This is a genomic window from Mesorhizobium sp. M1423 (assembly GCF_040317575.1).
Lineage (GTDB): Bacteria > Pseudomonadota > Alphaproteobacteria > Rhizobiales > Rhizobiaceae > Mesorhizobium.
The window spans coordinates 24,987-43,912 of sequence record NZ_JAMYKU010000040.1; the positions used below are offsets into that span (position 1 = coordinate 24,987).

17 protein-coding genes and 2 pseudogenes are annotated in these 18,926 nt (G+C 59.8%); 13 read left to right on the forward strand and 6 right to left on the reverse strand.

The annotated features are described in order from the left end of the window. Nucleotide 1 precedes the first annotated feature (1 nt). Genes NKG95_RS31475 through NKG95_RS31490 form a run of 4 tightly spaced genes read left to right on the forward strand, consistent with a single transcriptional unit; the run spans nucleotide 2 to nucleotide 4,391 of the window. Entirely contained in the window at nucleotides 2-883 is an 882-nt protein-coding gene (locus NKG95_RS31475) for an ABC transporter permease (RefSeq protein ID WP_353043452.1), read from the forward strand. Between the two features lies 1 nt (nucleotide 884). Further along, on the forward strand, nucleotides 885-1,892 hold the full coding sequence (locus tag NKG95_RS31480) for an ABC transporter ATP-binding protein (protein ID WP_353043453.1): 1,008 nt from the start codon (nucleotides 885-887) through the stop codon (nucleotides 1,890-1,892). Beyond that, the gene (locus NKG95_RS31485) at nucleotides 1,889-2,944 is read left to right on the forward strand and encodes an ABC transporter ATP-binding protein (protein WP_353043454.1); all 1,056 of its coding nucleotides are present in this window, start codon (nucleotides 1,889-1,891) and stop codon (nucleotides 2,942-2,944) included. Before NKG95_RS31480 ends, NKG95_RS31485 begins: the two co-directional genes overlap by 4 nt. Before the next feature lie 31 nt (nucleotides 2,945-2,975). Further along, entirely contained in the window at nucleotides 2,976-4,391 is a 1,416-nt protein-coding gene (locus NKG95_RS31490) for a CapA family protein (protein WP_353043455.1), read from the forward strand. A gap of 383 nt (nucleotides 4,392-4,774) precedes the next feature. Here NKG95_RS31490 and NKG95_RS31495 read toward each other — a convergent pair whose 3' ends face one another. From NKG95_RS31495 to NKG95_RS31505, 3 genes are all read right to left on the reverse strand, one after another. Further along, entirely contained in the window at nucleotides 4,775-5,218 is a 444-nt protein-coding gene (locus NKG95_RS31495; protein WP_353043456.1) for a c-type cytochrome, read from the reverse strand. A gap of 38 nt (nucleotides 5,219-5,256) precedes the next feature. Further along, nucleotides 5,257-6,762, reverse strand: coding sequence for a flavin monoamine oxidase family protein (locus tag NKG95_RS31500; protein WP_353043457.1), 1,506 nt, complete (start codon nucleotides 6,760-6,762; stop codon nucleotides 5,257-5,259). Between the two features lie 936 nt (nucleotides 6,763-7,698). Further along, nucleotides 7,699-8,268: an autoinducer binding domain-containing protein gene (locus NKG95_RS31505; RefSeq protein ID WP_353043459.1), complete on the reverse strand. Its 570-nt coding sequence runs from the start codon at nucleotides 8,266-8,268 to the stop codon at nucleotides 7,699-7,701. A 13-nt stretch (nucleotides 8,269-8,281) separates the two neighbouring features. Here NKG95_RS31505 and NKG95_RS31510 point away from each other — a divergent pair, with 13 nt between their 5' ends. Further along, the gene (locus tag NKG95_RS31510) at nucleotides 8,282-8,578 is read left to right on the forward strand and encodes an IS66 family insertion sequence element accessory protein TnpB (protein WP_353043460.1); all 297 of its coding nucleotides are present in this window, start codon (nucleotides 8,282-8,284) and stop codon (nucleotides 8,576-8,578) included. 30 nt (nucleotides 8,579-8,608) lie between these two features. On the opposite strand, the gene tnpB is transcribed toward NKG95_RS31510, so the two are convergent. Then, nucleotides 8,609-8,890 carry an IS66 family insertion sequence element accessory protein TnpB gene (gene tnpB / locus NKG95_RS31515; protein ID WP_353043461.1) on the reverse strand — a complete coding sequence of 94 codons (282 nt, stop codon included), beginning with the start codon at nucleotides 8,888-8,890 and terminating at the stop codon, nucleotides 8,609-8,611. On the opposite strand from tnpB, the gene NKG95_RS31520 reads away from it, so the two are divergent. Next, nucleotides 8,859-9,272: an IS66 family transposase gene (locus NKG95_RS31520; protein ID WP_353043463.1), complete on the forward strand. Its 414-nt coding sequence runs from the start codon at nucleotides 8,859-8,861 to the stop codon at nucleotides 9,270-9,272. The genes tnpB and NKG95_RS31520 overlap by 32 nt on opposite strands. A 220-nt stretch (nucleotides 9,273-9,492) precedes the next feature. Beyond that, nucleotides 9,493-10,325 (forward strand): annotated as a pseudogene (gene tnpC / locus NKG95_RS31525) (IS66 family transposase). Nucleotides 10,326-10,403: 78 nt separating this feature from the next. On the opposite strand, the gene NKG95_RS31530 reads toward tnpC, so the two are convergent. Both NKG95_RS31530 and NKG95_RS31535 read right to left on the reverse strand, forming a co-directional pair. Beyond that, nucleotides 10,404-10,736 (reverse strand): transposase, encoded by a 333-nt coding sequence (locus NKG95_RS31530; RefSeq protein WP_353043465.1) that lies wholly within the window; start codon nucleotides 10,734-10,736, stop codon nucleotides 10,404-10,406. 9 nt (nucleotides 10,737-10,745) lie between these two features. After that, nucleotides 10,746-11,300, reverse strand: a complete 555-nt coding sequence (locus NKG95_RS31535) for a hypothetical protein (protein WP_353043466.1) — start codon at nucleotides 11,298-11,300, stop codon at nucleotides 10,746-10,748. A 173-nt stretch (nucleotides 11,301-11,473) separates the two neighbouring features. Here NKG95_RS31535 and NKG95_RS31540 point away from each other — a divergent pair, with 173 nt between their 5' ends. The 6 genes and pseudogenes from NKG95_RS31540 to NKG95_RS31560 all read left to right on the forward strand — a co-directional run. After that, nucleotides 11,474-12,154: a tyrosine-type recombinase/integrase gene (locus tag NKG95_RS31540; protein ID WP_353043467.1), complete on the forward strand. Its 681-nt coding sequence runs from the start codon at nucleotides 11,474-11,476 to the stop codon at nucleotides 12,152-12,154. 98 nt (nucleotides 12,155-12,252) lie between these two features. Next, the gene (locus tag NKG95_RS34380; RefSeq protein WP_502914006.1) at nucleotides 12,253-12,375 is read left to right on the forward strand and encodes a transposase zinc-binding domain-containing protein; all 123 of its coding nucleotides are present in this window, start codon (nucleotides 12,253-12,255) and stop codon (nucleotides 12,373-12,375) included. A gap of 45 nt (nucleotides 12,376-12,420) precedes the next feature. After that, complete coding sequence (locus NKG95_RS34385; protein ID WP_502914005.1) at nucleotides 12,421-13,560, forward strand: IS91 family transposase; 1,140 nt, start codon at nucleotides 12,421-12,423, stop codon at nucleotides 13,558-13,560. Between the two features lie 974 nt (nucleotides 13,561-14,534). Next, the gene (locus NKG95_RS31550) at nucleotides 14,535-16,031 is read left to right on the forward strand and encodes a M81 family metallopeptidase (RefSeq protein WP_353043468.1); all 1,497 of its coding nucleotides are present in this window, start codon (nucleotides 14,535-14,537) and stop codon (nucleotides 16,029-16,031) included. A 185-nt stretch (nucleotides 16,032-16,216) separates the two neighbouring features. Next, nucleotides 16,217-17,356, forward strand: a complete 1,140-nt coding sequence (locus tag NKG95_RS31555) for a M24 family metallopeptidase (RefSeq protein WP_353043469.1) — start codon at nucleotides 16,217-16,219, stop codon at nucleotides 17,354-17,356. 138 nt (nucleotides 17,357-17,494) lie between these two features. Then, nucleotides 17,495-18,100: pseudogene (locus NKG95_RS31560) on the forward strand (transposase); the annotation flags it as partial. Nucleotides 18,101-18,926: the final 826 nt, after the last annotated feature.

Genomic DNA, 18,926 nt, shown 5'->3' on the forward strand with positions numbered 1-18,926 from the left:
TATGACCCTCCTCTCTGCACCAGTTGAAGCTGTGCCGATAAGTCGGCTACAGTTATCCGATGTTCCCCGTCTGGCGAGGCGGCACCCGCTGGTCCTGGTCGGCGGCGGCCTGTTGGCGCTCCTGATCATTCTGGCGCTCGCCGCCCCGCTTTACGCGCGCGATCCTGTGAACATGGATCCATTCAAGCGCCTCCAGCCTCCTTCCGCCGAGATGTGGTTCGGGAGAGACAATCTGGGCCGGGACGTGTTTGCCCGAACAATTTTCGGTGCCCGAATATCCCTGATGGTCGGATTGCTGTCGGCGGCATGCGCGGCTCTTGCCGGGGCTCTGATCGGTGTCATCGCCGGCTACAGCCGCAGCTTCGACAACGTCGTCATGCGGGTGATGGACGGCCTGATGTCGATCCCGACGATTCTGCTCGCCATTGCCCTTATTTCTCTGACAGGACCCGGAATCGGCATCCTCATCGTCGCCATCGCGATCCCAGAGACGCCAGCCGTCGCTCGGCTGGTTCGTTCGGTGGTTCTGGGTGTTCGCGAGCGTCCTTACGTGGAGGCCGCGCTCTGCGGCGGTGCGCGCCTGCCCAAAGTGCTGTGGCGACATATCTTGCCGAGTACCATTCCTGCGCTGATGGTCCAGGTCGCTACTGTCTGCGCCAGTGCGATCCTGACAGAAGCAGGGCTGAGCTTCCTCGGTGTGGGCGTGCCGCCTGAGATCCCCAGCTGGGGCAACATGATCGCCAGCTCGCGCCTGTATCTCGCCATCGCGCCCATGACGATCTTCGCTCCCGGTATCTGCCTTGCGGTCACGGTCCTTGCCGTCAACCTGCTCGGGGACGGTTTGCGCGACCTGTTTGACCCCCGCGCCAAGCGGAGGCGCTAACATGCAGATGCATCAAACTCCAGGGAACGACGTGCTTCTCGACGTTCGAGACCTTGAGACGCACTTTTACGGCGAAGAAAGCGTCACCCGCGCCTTGAGCGGCGTCAGCTTCCAGGTCATGAAAGGCGAGACGCTTGGCGTCGTCGGTGAATCGGGCTGCGGGAAGAGCGTCACCGCTCTCTCCGTCCTTCGCCTGCTGCCAAAGTTGAACGCCAAGACGGTCGGCGGCGCGGTCCACTTTCGCGGACGCGACCTGCTTGACCTGTCGGATCGGGAGATGCGACATATCCGCGGGCACAAGATCGCCATGATCTTTCAAGATCCGATGACGAGCCTGAACCCGGTTTACACTGTCGGTCGCCAGATTGCCGAGGCCGTGCAGATCCACACAGAGACCTCCAAGTCTGATGCAATGGCAAAAGCCCAAGAGATGCTCCGTCTCGTCCGCATCGCGGACTCCGAGCGTCGCGTCAACAACTATCCCCACGAGATGTCGGGCGGCATGCGCCAGCGCGCCATGATCGCCATGGCCCTTGCCTGCTCGCCGGAACTGCTGATCGCCGACGAGCCAACCACTGCGCTTGACGTCACGATCCAGGCACAGATCTTGCGGCTCATCGTTGATCTGAAAGAGCGCATGGGAACGGCTGTGATGTTCATCACGCATGATCTTGGCGTTGTGGCCGAGACATGCCAACGCGTGATCGTCATGTACGCTGGCCGGATCGTAGAACAAGCCAACGTGATAGATCTTTTTGCGCGTCCCGCGCATCCCTACACCCAGGGCCTCATGCGATCGGTGCCTGACCGGCGGCGCGGCCGCCAACTACGCCTTCCCGAAATCCCGGGTATCGTGCCAAGTCTTCGCGAGCCTATTGTCGGGTGCAGCTTCGCGCCGCGCTGCCCGTTCGCGATAGATATCTGTCGCGAGAAGACGCCCCTGCTGCGAGATGTTGTGCCCGGACATGCTGCCGCCTGCTGGCGCGCCGAAGAGGTGATGGGCGCATGAACACTCCGTTGCTTACAGTCGAGAATCTGACCAAGCATTTTCCGCTCAGTGCAGGCATCCTGAACAAAAACATTCCGGTGGTGCGGGCCGTGGAGGATGTATCCTTCTCCGTCAACGCTGGCGAGACACTCTGCATTGTCGGCGAATCCGGCTGCGGCAAGTCAACCGTTGCACGGCTTCTAATGCGGCTTGCGGAACCGACCAGCGGACGCGTTCTGATCGAAGGCACCGACATCGCCGGTCTCAAGAAGGGCTCGCTTCGTGCCTGGCGCCGGCGCATGCAAATGGTCTTCCAGGACCCATACTCTTCGCTGAACCCGCGCCTGACCGCCGAAAAGATCGTTACTGAGCCCGTAGAGAACTTCGAGCGCCTCAGCCGCAGGCAGCGCAAGGCGCTTGCCGGGGAGCTTCTGCAAAAGGTCGGCATGTCGCCCGAGATGATGCACAGGCTCCCGTCCGAATTGTCGGGCGGTCAGCGCCAGCGGCTCGGCATTGCGCGGGCGCTGGCGCTCAACCCCTCTCTCATCATCGCTGACGAAGCGGTGTCAGCCCTTGACGTCTCCGTGCAGGCCCAGATCTTGAATCTGCTTCTGGACCTCCAGCAGCAGATGGGCATCGCCTTCATCTTCATCTCGCATGACCTTGGGGTCGTGGAGCATATCGGCCATCGCGTTGCGGTCATGTATCTGGGGCGGATCGTGGAGCTTGCGCCCTGCGAGGCGCTCTTCGCGAGACCGGTCCATCCCTACACGGAGGCGCTGATCGCGGCGGCACCTGTGCCGGATCCAACGCGAGTGCGGCTGGAGGCGCCCGTCGAGGGCGAGGTGCCGAGTCCGATCAATCCGCCGACGGGTTGCGCGTTTCATCCGCGCTGCCCGCTTGCCATCGAGCGTTGCCGCCTCGACGTGCCGCCTCTTGTGCCGATAGGCGATGGGCGCGTCGTGGCCTGTCACGTGCGCGCTCCGGCTGCCGGTCTCTTGGGGCCGTCGAATGTATCTGTTGGGGATCAACTTGCACCGGTTGTAGAATCACACAGCTCGATCTTTGGATAAAGAAGACTGTACTCCCAAAATGGAAAATCACATGGAAGAAGACCGACCCCATAACGACACCCATCCGATTGATCAAGACGATCGCTTTGACGAGCTTGGTTCGATTGCGACAAGTGTTGCTGATGGATTCACAATGGCAGCGGTCGGAGATCTTCTTTACGGGCGCCCTGTAAAAAAGGGCTATTACCCGGGTTTGGAAGAAGTCTTAAAGATTTTCGATGGCAAAGACGTTGTTTTTGGAAACCTGGAGACGAACATCTTAGAGGTTGAGTCCAAGGGATGCCCTCAAGCCGAGTATGGCGGAGCTTATTTGATCAGTGTTCCGGAAGTGGGACCTGATCTGCGCGAAATGGGCTTCAATATGGTCAGCCGGGCGAATAACCATACACTCGACTGGGGTGTAGAAGGCATGCGCGAAACAAGCCGCGCGCTAAATAAGAGCGGGATTGTCCATGCAGGTGCTGGCGACAATCTGGCTCAGGCCGGTGCCGCCCGGTTCCATGAAACCCCCCGTGGTAGAGTGGCGCTAGTCTCCTTTGCGGCTACGTTCGAGCCTATGGCTCGTGCTTGCGATCCTGCGGGCGAGGCTCCGGGTAGACCAGGCCTTAATCCCCTTCGTTTGGCGAAAAGTATTGTCGTCTCGTCAGAAATGCTCGAGGACCTAAGGCGTGTGCGAAAGGCGCTTCCCTGGTATGCTCCCCCTCCCAAAGAGACTTCGCGTGTGGCCATTCAATGGCCATTTGGAGAGGTAGTATTCAAAGCAGGGGAAAAGCCTGGTTACAGCTTTGAACCAAATGCGCGGGACGTCGAAAATATTCTTCGCAACGTGCGCCAGGGTAAGCAGTTCAGCGACTTCTGCATAGCTACGAACCACGGGCATGAGCCGGGCGAGTTCAGCCGAGAACCGGCTGACTTCGAACAAGCCTTTGCGCGCAAACTGATCGACGCTGGAGCGGATGTATATATTAATCATGGGCCCCATCACGTCAGGGGTATCGAAATCTACAAGAAGCGACCAATTTTTTATGCCTTGGGTAATTTCTTCAATCAGGACTTAAGGTCCCCAGTCGGTGCCGACATGTTCGATGCACACGGAAAGGATCCTCGGATTGACACTGATGCTGAGGTAAGCGCTCACGAAATGGCGGTGGGATATCCGTCAGCAGAGGGATTTATTTCTCTTCGCGACGCAGAGTTCTACGAAAGCGTCGTCAGCGTGAGCTGTTTCGAAGAAAACCAGCTAGCCGAGATACGGCTCTATCCAATTGAGCTCCGACGGACCGCCCGATTTGCCAACCGCGGCGTGCCACGCCTGGCGCCCTCGCAGCAAGGACAGGCAATCCTCAGGAGAATTCAGGAACTTTCTAAACCATTCGGCACGGAAATCGAGATCGACAACTGCGTCGGAACAATCCGACTGCAGCCAAGCTCGGCCCGACGAAGCTAGTCGGAAGCGCATATTTGGCCTCCAACCTCATGAAGGGCGCAGCTCTTTTGTCACGATGGAGAAGAGGCTTAGTTCCACCGCGAAGTCCGGAAGATCGCAGTGTGCCGGGCGAAGGGCTGGATGAATCGCAGTGCGATTTTTTGCCGGATTGGCTTCGCGCCGTCGAGTGCAACCAGAACGATGACTGGCGCAAAGGTACAGGAGAGCTTCATCATCTACCCACACCAACGATCGCGGCATTCGGCGTGACGTTTAAACTTGTGTCCGACCCGCCCAGGGCTGGTCAACTCGGCAGGCAAGTGGCACTTCCAAGAAGTGTTGGTCACGATCTGCGCCAGAGCAATCTTCAACCTTCTAGTCTAAGCTGTGCTCATACCATGCTGCTACGGCATGATCTTCTTCTGCCCAGCGCGCCGTTGTCGCACTAACGCAACATCTTCAGCGGTCACAGCATCGGAATAGGAATTGCCCCCATTGGAGCGGATGTAGTTCACCACCGCTGCGATCTGGTCGTCATCCAAGTAGGAACCGAGCGGGGGCATTGCCTGGTGACCGTGAATGAGAACATAGATGGGGTATTCCCTCGTCTCCAAATTCTCGTTCTTGGTCAAAGCGGGATATTGGCCTGCCCCGACTGCGCCTTTTCGCCAAGACATATGGCAGCCTTGACAGACTGCTACATAAATGCCCGCGCCGTCGCGCTGGGCGAAGCGCTCAGGGTCTGCAAACTGCTGAGCCGAGGAATTCTGTACTTGTGCGAGTTCGCCCGAGCAAACCAAAAAGCCGACCAGGAAGAAGATCGCCGGTGCTGCGCTAAAGTATCTCATCTCAAAACCTTCTGCTTGGGCCTCGAGTGCACTAGTGTTCAGCGGGTGACGACGCGCTGGTGAAGGCGTGAGATAGCGTCCAGCGAGGACAGTATCGCACCTTCCTGCCATGACGGGATGCAGGAGACGTGCTCGCCAGCCATGAGCGTGCGACCATCGATCGCAGTAGCAGCTTTGTAATGCTGGTTCCGTGTCTCTTCCGTCCAAAGCCCGTAGCAGCCGAGCGCCCACGGCACGCGATGCCAGCCGACTCCGACCCCAGTTTCGAACTCCTCGTTGTATTGCGGATGAATAAGGGAGCCGAATTCGACTGCCTTTCTGACGCGTTCCTCCGGGCTCAGAGACGTAAACTCGTAAGCGTAGGTTTCCCAAACGTAACCGCCGAGCAGCACGCCCTTTCCGGGCGCGTTGAAGTTCGCGGAGGGATAGCCGATGAGCGAGATGGGCAGGTCAGTATAAGTGATGCCGCCGAATATTGCCTCGTCCTCTTCCCAGAACCTTCGTTTGAACTGCAGGCCGATTTTCACTGAGGCCGCGTAAGGGACGGCGTCGATCGCAGCGGTCATCTGCGCCGAGAAATTGTGCTCCACTTGGCTGAGTATGGAGAAGGGAATCGTGCAGAGGCACCATTCGGCGGTCGCCGTTTCTGACTGGCCTTTGCCATCGGCATCCTCGAACGTAACCGCAACGCTCTCGTCATCCTGGTGTATTGCCGTGACCTTGGCGCGGTACCGGACAACGTCACCGAGTTCGCGCTGGAAGGCATATGCGATCATGTCCATACCGCCTACTGGCTGGAACATGGGCATCCGCAAGTCGTAAAGGTCGCCGATGGCGAGCGCGCGCCAAAGGCCCGATCTGAGAAGTTGGTCGAGTGCGATCGGCTTCGATGGGTCCGGGGTACCCGAAGGCCCTCCGCCGAGATCGCGTGGGTAGCCGCCATCCTCGCCTACATGCTCGCGTGTGACAAAACGGAAGTTTTTATCCAGCACGCCGACTGTCCTCAGCGCCTCGAGTAGGATCTCCTTGTCCTCCCTCACGACCTGCTGGTCGAGAGCACCCTGGTTGAGGCACTTGGCGAGAAGCTCTGCTATCTGCCCGTTATAATCGGATGCAATATGACGATAGCGCAGCGGCTTGCCGCCAAAAGAATTTCGTGCGTGCAGGAAGGCGTTGTGGTTAACCTGAATGAACGGCTCCAACTTGACCCCAAGGCGTCGGCAGTAGTCCAGAACCGCGTAATGGTGGTGAGGAATGCGCCACGGGCCGGGGTTGAGATAGAGCCCATAATCAAACCCGACTTCCTGCACGAAGCCGCCCATTTCGGTGTATCTGTCGCCGCCGCGTAGCGTCCAGCAACGCCCGCCTGCTTTCTCGCGATATTCCAGCACCTGCACCCGATAGCCGGCCTGGCGAAGTTCCAATGCGGCGACCATGCCAGCCACGCCTGCGCCGAGAATAAGCACCGAAGCGCCCTTAGCGTCGCCGTCGAGGCGGATCGGCCCGCGATAGGGCGACCCTTGGGCAAAGCCGAGACTGGTCATGGCTTGGTACATAGCGGCGCTGCCGGCAGCAGCCCCGATCAGAGCGAGCAGATAACGCCTGCTCATGTCGCCGGTAGCGTTTGGCATCATCTTTCTTTTCGCATTGGCGGCCGGGCTGTGATGGTTGGGCCCCTAAAAATAGCGAGCAGGAAAACCGCGTCGCCGGCTCCGGGTATCTGACGCGGACCTGATGTGTCAGCATTCTTTCGCTTCATCGATTGCGATCTCACCCACGACATGAACATGGCCAGCAGGCCCTTGCCGCCCTGGAGAGCTAGCTTCAAAAGTTGTGCCAACTGCGCAGAAATCCCAAAAACTTCTGCATGTTATTCAATCTGCTTAAGGAGAGCGTAGCGGCAGACCAGGCCGAACACCGCTGTGTGGGGGCTCGACAATCCGACAGCAGGTCGGTTGCCGGCGTTTCCCAGTGGCGGACAGGGCCCCCCTCAGGGAGCGGAATTCGCGTGTCATGCAACGGTCCGCGATGTCGATGGCCGATGATGTCGGATATGCGACATAACATCGATCGTCGGCCGTTCGCTCCCATAAGCCAACGCAAATCCGATCCTCCTGGACCAAGCTGTCAGCCAGTCACGCTGCCTAATCAGAATCTCTCCGGTTCGCACGCGAACGATTTAAAAAATTCGCCAAAGAAATTTATCGACTCTTAGCAACGCAAAACCACCATGAATGTTACCTTGCGGCAAAGTCGAGCGGTCCTGTTGGAATTATAGTGAGATTTATCTCCACTGCCGACGTGAAAAGCACTAATGCAATCTTTTTATTACAGCTTAAAATGAAACTTTTGCCAATAAAAAACTTGTTGCGATCTGCACGATGACTGTCTCGGACAAGGAACGACATAAAGTGGCTAAGGCCGCAGTATCTGTGGGGATTGCCAAATGACAGAGCCAGTTAGACGAATGACCCTTCTCTTCATGTGTCTTGATGCTGAGCAATGACGACACTGGTCAGTCGGCTTCGCATGGCAGCGCATTTGGATCTCTTCGAATCCTGGGCCTTTGCGCATGCGGACCTAACTGATCTCCCTCGCTGTTTTGCCGCGAGCCACCACTTCAGACCTTCGATTTCCCTTCGGGATAGCGCAACGCCATCCACGACCCGGCAGTCGGCCAGCTTCCGACGGGCGTGGAGATGGAAGAAGATCGCCATGAGTTCGAGCGCGCGTTCATATCTTTCGATCACTCGGAAGAACAGTGGCCGCCTTTCATCGGAGGCGAAGGTGAGTGCTGCAAACAGACCGCCGCTGTGATGGATCGGGATCGTAAAGCCGCAGCATGTGCTTAATTGCGTCGCCTCATCCATCAACTGTGTAAGCAATGCGCCAAGGCACCTTGCAATAGGCCGATGAACATGGAGTTTTCGGGCCATGATATTGGAACATGCAAGGGGCGATCTGGTCGCCGAGTTAAGCGGCGCCGCGGCGGCCGAAGATCTTTCAACGGTGCCCGGGCGCGTGCGGCAACGAAGGCTGTGAAGTTGCATTGAGAAGCGCGCCTTGGTCGACCTGGCGAGTGCGGCGCGGTCGTCGGTGAAAGCGTTCGGCGTAGCTCCGTCACAGCTTTATGCCTGGCGCAAGCAGATGGCCGGCGGCGAGCTTGATGCCGATCAGGCGATGGCGACCTTCGCGCGCATCCATGTGAGCGATCTGCCGGATGTCGAACGCCCCGTCGCCGATTGCCCGAACCCGGCCGGCAGGATCGTCGTGGCCTTTCCGAGCGGCACGCGATTGCGGATCGACGGGATCGTCGATCCGACAGCACTGCGCATAGTTCTGGCGGAGTTGACCAGGTGACCCTCGTTGCGGAAGAAGAATCCACACAAATCAATAGGAAACGTCAAAATTAGCCAGCCAAACGCGTCGATAAATCTTGCTCGGTCGGCGCCGATCGATCCCGTCCAAAAGCAGCGAAAGCTGCGCCTTGGTGAGCGACACGGCGACCTGATCCCTGGTAGTTGGCCAGGCAAAACAACCATCGGTCAGCCGCTTGGTGAACAGGCAGAACCCCTGGTCGTCATGCGCCAGAATCTTGATGATATGACCCTTGTGTCCACGGAAGCAGAAGATCGCGCCAGTGTGCGGGTCGAGCGCGAGCACCTGCTGCATTACCATCGCCGAACGCGATGAGCAGCTGCGAAGCGAGCGCGCCGAGGCCGCACTTCGCATCCAGCGCCTGCAGCTGCGGATCGATCGCTTCAACCGCAAGGCCTTCGGCCGTTCGTCCGAGAAGCTGGACCAGATGCGGCTCGAACTCGAAGATATTGAGACCGATTTCGCCGCAAGCGTGCCCGATATCGAGCTGCCCATCGTCGCTGACACCGACAAGGTGCGGTTGTTGCCGGTGCGCAACCTCAACCCCAACCTGCCGCGCGGCGGGTCGTTCGCGAGCCGTCTTGCTCATGCTGTCCGGGCTGCGGCGGCGATCTGCGCGCCATGGGCGAAGATAGCGAGGAGATGCTCGATCTGGTCGCCTAGGCCTCGCAGGTGATGGAGACCATTCGACCCAAGTACAGCTGCCGGACTCATCCAGGCGCCCGCACCAGCTAAGGCCATTGCGCGCGGCAAGCTCAGCTATGCCGCGCTCGCCCACATCATGATGGCGAAGTGGGTTATCATCTGCCCTTCTACCGTCAGGCACAGATGATGGCCGCCAAGGGCGTCGATATCGAGCGATCCACCTTGCGCGCAGCGCCGGCTACGGCGCCGCTTTGCTCGATCCGATCTACAGCCGCATCCGTGAGATCGGCCGTGCCCGCACCAAGATCCAGACCGACGACACGCGGCTTCCGATCCTCGCGCCCAGCACCGGCAAGACACTCAAGGGCGCGATCTGGGTTTACGTCGCCGACGACCGCAACTCGGGTTCGCAGGAGCCGCCAATCGCCTGGTATCGCGCCACCATGGGCCGCGCTGGCGAGAGCGTGATAACTGAGCTCGCCGGATTTGCCGGCACGCTCCAGGCCGGCGGTTTCAGCGGCTATAACCAGATCTACAAGGGCGGTGCCATTCGAGAAGCTGCCTGCCTGGCCCATCTGCGTCGCAAGACATTCGACGTTCACGACAGCCAGCCGACCGAGCTCAGCACGACGGCCATGGCTGGTATTCAGGCGATCTACCGGATCGAGGAAACGATACGGGGCTCCCGCCCGCCGAGCGATTGGCCGCACGACGAAGGCGGTCCCGACCACTGGTCCGCGCGTTGCGACGACAGCTCATGCGCCAGGGCAACGGTTTGTCGCGCCATGCCGATATCGCGAAGGCCTTCGGCTATGGCACCAAGCGATGGCGCGCGTTCAACCGCTTCCTCTACGATGGCCAGCTCGAGCCCGAGAACCTGATCGCAGAGCGGGCAATTCGTGGATTTACTGTTGGCAGGCGCAATTGGCTTTTCTCGGGCAACTTGGCCGCGGCGGAGCGGTCAGCGGTCGTGCTCAGCATCATCGAGACCTGTAAGCTCTGCGGCGTCGATGCCGAAGCCTACTGGCCGATGTCACCGAGCCCATCCAGAACGACTGGCCAGCCTCGCGCTGGGACGAGCTGATGCTATGGAGCTGGGGGTGCCGCGAAGAGATGCCGCTCCCTTGACGGCATGAGACACCCTGTGTCCAGCCTTAATTTTTCAGGCCGTGATTTTGACGGCCGCGCGATGCTGTTGAGGGTCGTAGAGTGCCTTGTTGCGCCAGGCCCTCCAGAGCACTCGAAGCCAAGCTCGGGCGAGAATTCGAACAGCGTGCGGGTGCTTGCAGCCACGGTCACGGGCTTTGCGATAGACGGCCGCGCCCCAGGCGGAGCCGTGACGGGAGTTGTCGGCAAAACAGGTGAGCGCCAATCTCAGGTTCTTGTTGCAGGCCCATCGGAACACAACGCCTCGGCTTTTGCCTGAGGCGTGGGTCACGGGACAGACGCCGGCCTCGGCGGCAAGTTGGTCCTCCGTTTGGAAGCGCTCGCGCACTCGCCGAGTTCAGCGAGGATCTGGGCGGCGCAAATGCGGCCTGCGCGCGGAACGACATGTCGATCTTGCCGTCGCGACGGCGTTCTCGATGTGCGAGGACAGCTTGGCGATCTCGCAGACGAGGCGTTCGAGAATGGCGGCTAATGCGCAGGCCAGTTCGCCTTTGGCGTCGGCCTCGGCGTCACCGGCCAGCCCTGTCGGCGCGGCTCGCAGTCGGGCCAGCAGGTCGGCAGGCGAAAGGCGCCCACAGTAGGCGTGTTGCGCTATGAAGCAGGCCAGGCGTTTCTCGCCCAGGCGGCTGGCGCTGTCGGGGGTGGGATAGCGGCCGATGAAGGCGAGCGCGATCGGGCTGTCGATGGCGGCGAAAATGGCGACTGCCCCTGGCCAGAAGCCTTCGAGCAGATTGCGGAGCTGGTTGGCCAATGCGACACGCTGGGCCACCAGGTCGTCGCGGCCGCGGACCAGGGCGCAACGCCCGGATATCATCGGAGACCGGCACAAGAGGCCGGATGCGATGTCCGTCGGTGCGCAACATGAAGGCATCGCCCGGATCGCTTTTGCCACCGGCGGCGCGGGGTCTGCAACCGATCACGCCGTGTTCGCCAGCGTCGCCAGGATCCACAACCGGATCAACGAGACGCTCCTTCGACAGACCGCAGGATTATGCGCCCCGATTCGCAACCAAGCCCAGCGGCGGCATCGACCCCCGGCCGTGGTGCCGGGGATTCTACGCGGCCATGAGTCTCAACATCAAAAGCTGGAAACGGCTACTCGACCTCGACAATCCCAACCACGGCCTGCTGCTGCCGATCCTGATCTACTGGGTCGACAAAAAAAGGGGCGCCCGTCCTCAGCAAGCCCAGGCGGGGGCACGAGACAGCGCACTTTATCGAGCACGAGGCGTACAAAGACATCGCCCCTCGTCATCCCCGCCCTCCGCGAACTCCACTACGTCACCCGTTATGGCGATCTGGAGTGAACGGCGACGCCGCCAGGACCAACGACCGACCTACCATAAACACATCACCGGACGATTTCGGGAAAGGTGCCTCTGCGCATCCCTTACGGAACCGCTTGGTATCCTGCGCAGCTATTGGCGCTTGGCGAGGCCCAAGGACATTCTGTTTCCTGGGCGCGATCCTGACAAGCCGATCGAGCCGTGGGTGCTGCATTCCGCCTGCCGTTCGGCGATTACGGCGGCGGGTCTTTCCAAGCACGTCACCGTCCATACGCTGCGGCATTCCTTTGCCACTCACCTGCTCGAGAACGGGACCGATATCCCCATCATCCAGGTCCTGCTCGGCCACGCCCACCGCTCGACAACAGCGCGCTATACGCAGGTCTCCACCGACACGATGCGGTCGACGGCCAGTCCGCTCGATCGATTACGACTGGATGTGACGCCGCCGGAATCGTAATCGGTTGCGCCCCACCTTCGAAGTCGCCGCCATTTTTCAACGACATGGGAGCTCCTACAGGCGTGAGAACGCGGGTCATCTTGGCCGAGCGACGCGTCATGGGCGCGATCGAAGCTTGCCGGACACCCAGGCTCGGCGGTCACGCCGATGCCTGCGACGATTGCGGCAGGACCCTCATCTCCTATAATTCCTGCCGCAATCGCCATTGCCCGAAGTGCTAAGGCGCGGCCCGCAAGGAGTGGGTCGATGCACGCGTCGCCGATCTGTTGCCGGTCCCGTACTTTCATGTTGGTCTTCACGCTACCACCTGGCATCGTCGAGATCGCCTTCCACGACAAGGCGGTCGTCTATGCATTGCTGATGCGGATCGCCGCCAGAAGCTACGGACCGTTGCCGCCGATCCCAAGCGGTTGGGTGCCGATATCGGCATCGTCGCCGTGCTTCACCCCTGGGGCCAAGCCATGAATCCCCATGTCCATTGCGTCGTGGCCGGCGGCGATCTCTCGCCCGACAGGTCAAGGTGGGTCGCTTGCTGCCCGGGCTTCTTTCTGCCAGTCCGCGTGCTGTCGCGCCTGTTTCGGTGGCTGTTTCTGACGGCCCTTGCGGACGCCTTCGCTCACGGTGAACTGCGCTTCTCCAACGAACTCAGCCTTCTCAATGACGACGAGGCGTTCACCCCCTATCTCGCGCGTGCTCGCCGCGTCGAGTGGGTCGTCTATTCGAAGCCACCGTTCGGCGGCCCGGATCAGGTGCTCGCCTATCTCGGCCGCTATACCCATCGTGTTGCCATCGCCAACAGCGGCATCGTCGAAGTCGATGACGGCCATATTGCTTTCCGATGGAAGGATTACCGTGGCAATGGTCGCGACCGCGAGAAGATCATGCGCCTTGACCCGCACGAGTTCATCCGGCGCTTTCTTCTTCACGTGCTTCCTGGCTTCCACCGCATGCGCCACTTCGGCTTTCTCGCCAATAGCCACCGACGGGATCGGATCGGTTTCTGTAGACAGATCCTCGACCAGCCATCACCAGCAGGCGGGGAATCCGAGCCTGGCAAATCCCAGCACGGGCAATCCCACGAATGCCCCGACTGCCGGCGTCCCATGCGCAGGACAGGAATCACCGTTGCGCCTGTTTCGCCGCCCCGGCCATCATCTTTCAGGTGCGATACATCACGAACTCCGACAATCCGCACCCCTCCGATATGCCCGCAAAACCAAGCGCCGCGGCGGCGCGCGACACCGCTTGGCCTTGGCCACACCGAAAGACCGACGGTGTGCATTGAGAGCGCAAAAATCGCCACCGATCGCCCGCCAAGCTGCTCGCGAAGGTCGCCAGATCAGGCCAAAATTCGGTCGTGCTACCCTCGCTGTCGCCGTCAACAGCGTGCCCTGCTATCTCCATAACAGCGCCAAACAACCCGCGCCTTACTTCAGTCCGGCTTATGTCAGGTCGCTCGAGCTCGCCGCGACGACCGATGCGACCTCACATAACCATCCAGATTCCGACGATTTACCGGACGGCATTCCGATCAAAAACCTGGACGCGATTGGAGTGCACCCCCAGACTGAGACAAGGAAAATCACGGACAGCAGAAGTGACTCGTAGCGCAAGCTTCAATTGCCACGATGCAGGGGGGCTGGTCGCTCCAAAGCTGTTGTAACTTGGATCGGGACAAAACACGATTGAATAGAACCGCACCACCCCAATCTGTCGCACAGACCTAGAAGCTCCGCTTCGCAAGGTCGTCGCAAGGATATCTGCCTTTCCTCCGTAAGCGCCACCATGGCGCCAAGCAGGCATCATACCGACGCCAGCCGAAGCGGGCATCCACCGCATCAGTTCAGGACCAAAAGCGAGACCAATCAAACTCCGCCGCTCGCAACATCGCCAGCACGCGGCTTAAATCAAACCCAACGACCGACCAGAACTCCAATCTTCGCAACGCTAATCTGTCTCAAATTTTTCGCAGACGGACAAACCCGGCCCATGCCGGACAACATCGCCGGAGAAGGCGCGATCTAAGCAACTGCTGGAGACCGCGGATGCATTTCAAACTACGCCGCGTTATGCGGCTGGTATTTCTGCAGTCGACGCATTTTGATGCAGGCGCCCCACATGCGGGTGCTAGTCTCCCACCTAAAATGGTTGGACATCGAGAACGGCGTTGGGTTGATTCGAGTACGCGGCCGCTCGGCGTAGTGCGGCATGTCATTGATATCTCGGGCGCACTTGGCGGATCTCGCGAGGGGCGGCGAGCAACGGCCATCGGATTGTCGGAATCGGGCTCTGCCCAACCGTCGGTACTTGCGATGATCCACCGTTGTCCTAGCCCGAGCTGCCCCAGTGCCCGTCCCTTTTACAATCCGGAGACGTTCCCATGAACTATCGCATCCTCACTGGCGAGATCGAACACGAGGCAAACACTTTCAGCAAGGTGCCCACCACGCTTGAGCATTTCCGGTCGAGTTCCTTGCTGCTGGGCGACGAGATTCCGCCAGCGCGACAGGGCACCCGAACCGCGCTGGGCGCAGCGTTCGAGGCAGCGGAAAAATTCGGCTGGACGCTCTCTCATCCGCTCGCCGCTAGCGCCACCCCGGGGGGAGTGGTGACGAAAGAAGCGTTCGAGCAGCTCTGTGCATGGTTCCTTGCGGGCGCTGAGGGTTGCGATGGTGCGCTCATCAACCTGCACGGTGCAATGGTCGCCGAGGACTGCGAGGACGCGGAAGGCGAGATCCTCTCCCGGTTGCGTGCCGTGCTCGGGCCAGACGCGCCGGTCGTCGCCACGCTTGACCTCCATGCCAACGTCACGGAGAAGATGGCGACGAACGCCTCGGCGCTGATTGCCGTGCGTACCTATCCTCATATCGATTATTATGAACGGGCCTGGCAGGGGGCCGAGTTGCTCGACCGCGCCCTGCGCGGAAAGATTCGCCCCGGCACAGTCATCGCCAAGCGTCCGATGTTGGAAGGTCTCGATGGGGGGCGCACTCAAATAGGCCCCATGCGCGAGCTGATCGATCGTGGCGAGGCGCTGGAAGAGTCTGCCAAGGCGCTCGTGGTCAGCGTCTGCGCCGGTTTTTCCCTAAGCGACATTCATGATGTCGGGCCCAGCGTCACCGTTACTGTAGATGGCGACACCACCGAGGCGCAGCGAATCGCCGAGGAATTTATGGATTACGCTTGGGAGACACGCGAGTTTGTCTCCGCTCGCGACATTGACGTCAGCATCGCTGAGGCGATGGAACGCGCCAAAGCCGGTGAGGCGGGGGCCGACAAACCTCTGATACTCGCGGATATTAGCGACAATTCAGGCGGCGGAGCTTATGGCGACGCGACAAATCTGCTGCGCGCAATGATTGCGGCCGACCTCCAGAACGCGGCCTTCCATGCGATCTTCGATCCAGCGGCCGTACAGGCTGGCATCGCCATAGGGGTCGGCAACAAGGGGCGCATTATGCTTGGAGGTAAGCACGCGCCCGAGATGGGCGGCGGGCCGCTGAAGGTCGACGCGCAGATTGTCTCCATCACCGATGGCCATTTTCGCTGCTACGGCCCGTCGTTTCTCGGCGGAGGTGCTTGGCGTAGCTTCGGGCCGAGCTTGATGGTGCGAGTAGGAGGCATCGAAGTCGCTGTTATCTCGCACTTGGAACAAGCGGTTGATCTCGCGCAACTCACCTCCCTGGGCATTGATCCGCTTCATTGCGCGACTGTAGCGCTGAAGTCTTACCATCATTTCCGTGCCGCGTTCGAACCGATCGCGCGCGAGGTGCTCCTGGTCGACGGGGGTGGGGTGATGGGACGCAACTCCCTGTCAGAATTAGTGTACCGCCATGTCCGCCGCCCTATTTGGCCGCTCGATCAAATCAAGCTCTAGCACTGCTTTGGCGCTTTTCAAGGTTAGCGTCGTTGGAGATGGATGCGGGATCGAAGCTGCCGCCGCGTATCGAAGGACAGAATACCGCCGTACCATGGCGGTGGTTCCCGCAGCGCCTTGTCAAGTCCCATACTATTGTCCGACCTTAGTACAAAATCAAATGCTCACACCAAGGGGAAATAAAAATGCAATTTAATCGCAGTGAATTCCAATCCCGGGTAGAGCGGCTTCGCGCTGAGCTTCGCACTCGCAAACTAGATGCGTTGTTCGTCGACGGTTTTGAAGCCAGTGCGTACTACCTCAACTACGAGGCACCGCAAACCTTCTACCCCGCCGGACTTATCCCCACCGAAGGCGAACCCTTTTTTGTTCTTTGGTCGCTTGATGTCCCTACGATGCGGGAAAGCAGTTGGATCGAAGATGTGGCCGGCTTTTCCGATTGGGAAGACCCGGCTATCGCGATCGCTCGCAAAATTCGCCAGCGCGGCTTTGACCATGCTCGCATTGGCATCGACCTGAGGAGCCATGCCCTTACTGTTCAGACGTTCGAGGCCCTGAAACGCGAGTTACCCCGCGTCGAGTTCGTGGATGTTGACGGTTTGCCATGGAAGTTGCGTAAGGTGAAGTCGGTGGCTGAAATTGAAAAGCTGCGTAGGGCAGCCGCAATCAGCGATGCCACGATGCACGAGATCGTGGAAGCCGTGAAGCCGGGGGTCCGGGGACGAGACGCTGCGCGCATGGCTGTTGACGGGTATATCCGCCGCGGCGCGGACGCTGGTCCACTTGGCGTCATCAATATTGCCGGGCCAGGAGTGGATGATATGGGCTTCCTGCACGGGGAGGATCTCGATACGCCTCTCAAGCAAGGCGATGTGCTCCATGTCGAACTCATACCTCGCTTCGAGGGCTATAGCGCGCGTATGATGCGCTGCGTTGTGGTCGGCGACATTCCACCAGCGCTGGAACTCGCATCGAGGCAGATGATCGAATTGCAGGACAAGCAGATCGCTGCCATGAAGCCTGGCGCGATTGCGAAAGATGTCGATCGCATCATGAGGCAGGGCGCGCTCGATGCGAGACTCCGCGACCATTATACAAATTTTAGCGGTTATACACTGGGCTATTATCCAGAAAGAAGCCGAGGCAGCGAGGTCACTTGGATTTTCCTTCCCAACTCCGAATGGGTGTTAGAGGAGGGCATGGTCTTCCATATGTATACCTCGGGTAGAGGCATTTCTATCAGTGAGACGGTCTTGGTTGGTCCGAACGGCGGTGAAAGGCTAACCAAGCTGGAGCGCCGATTGTTCTCGAGCAATGCAGTATGACGAGACTTCTGGCGCTCAATCTTGGCCCAAGCGTTGGCCGCTTTGGTGACGACGAGCACACTTGGACACCTCGAAAAACCTGGCAATCGAGACCGCATTTTGATTCACTTCGCTTGGTGATTTGCACGGAGGCGTTGGATGCGAGGCCAGGCTGGATTCTGGGACATTGACGAGCGTTATGTCCGGCTGAGCGCGGCCGGCGATCCACTGGAGAAGCTAAACGCGTGGTGCCTTGGGAGGTTTTCCGGACACCGCTGGCCAAGGCGCTGAAGCGCTCCGATGGCGCCAAAGGCGGCCGGCCGCCCTTTGATGCCGTGATGATGTTCAAGGTCCTGGTTCTGCAGGCGCTCTACAGTCTCTCGGACGATCAGACCGAGTTTCAGATCCGAAACCGGCTTTCCTTCATGCGTTTCCTCGGGTTGGGAGTCGGCGACAAGGTGCCCGACGCCAAGACGATCTGGTTGTTTAGGGAGCACCTCACGTAGGCCCGGGCGGTGAACAACCTGTTCGCCCGTTTTGACAAGCACCTCACCAAGGCCGGTTATCTGGCGATGGGTGGCCAGATCGTGTATGCCACGATCGTGGCGGCGCCGAAGCAACGCAGTTCCGATGCTTGAAAAGCCTGACATCCAGGCAGGAAAGGTGCCGGACGAGTGGCAGAAGAAACCAGCCAAGCTGCGCCAGAAGGACCGGGACGCGCGCTGGACCGTGAAGTTCTCGAAGGCCAAGGCCGATGAGGAGGGAAAGACGAAGCAGGGAGAAGAACTATGAATGAATATACCGAGTAGCCATAAGTCGTCGTTTGTTTTGGCTTTCTGCTTGCGCCGAAGGGTCTTGAGTTTGGAGAAGGTCATCGCGATTGATGGAGTCGTCTTCTCCATTCGGCGTGGTGAGGTCAAGCACTTTCTGGCTATCGACCCGCTGTGATTAATGCCTTTCGCAGTATCGCGCTTCTCTCCGGGATCGGCTCTGTTGGCCCTCCCAGATGGGACCAGAAGGGTGGGGCGGAACGATCTAATCGGCGAGCTGAACGCAACGCGATCGTAACAGTCAACCCCGCGGACTCACCCCATCGATCGTTCGCGGTAGGACGCTCATTGCTGAGCGCCCCCCCCGCACAGATCCGGACGAGCGGGATTACGCATCCGGCTCCTACCTTGGGTGTTTAACGGCGAAGCTTACATTGGGCCAAGGATGAAGGATACGCAGTTGCGGGAGCCAGTCGTTGGCCAGCCTGTCCGTTCGTTCCCATGAGAGGGCGTGCTTTTGACTGCGTCGCCGAAGCGTCCGCATCCAAAGCCTCCTGACGTGTTCACGAAATGCGCTATAGACCGATCTTCCGGCGGACTTGGAACCGACCATGCCGAATCCGAGGTTCGATCGCCTTCTTCGTAAGACCGTATGTCCGCCTCTGTCGGTGAGGTGGCTCGCCCTACACTGCGCGTCCGAGGATTGCTCGGGCGGACCGAGCCGATCCTCATCACCGGAGGACGATCCGTGTCAGATTATAGGGAAGCCTTGTAGGAATCGATGTTGCGAAGCTGAGGAACGCCATCGCGATTGCGGACGC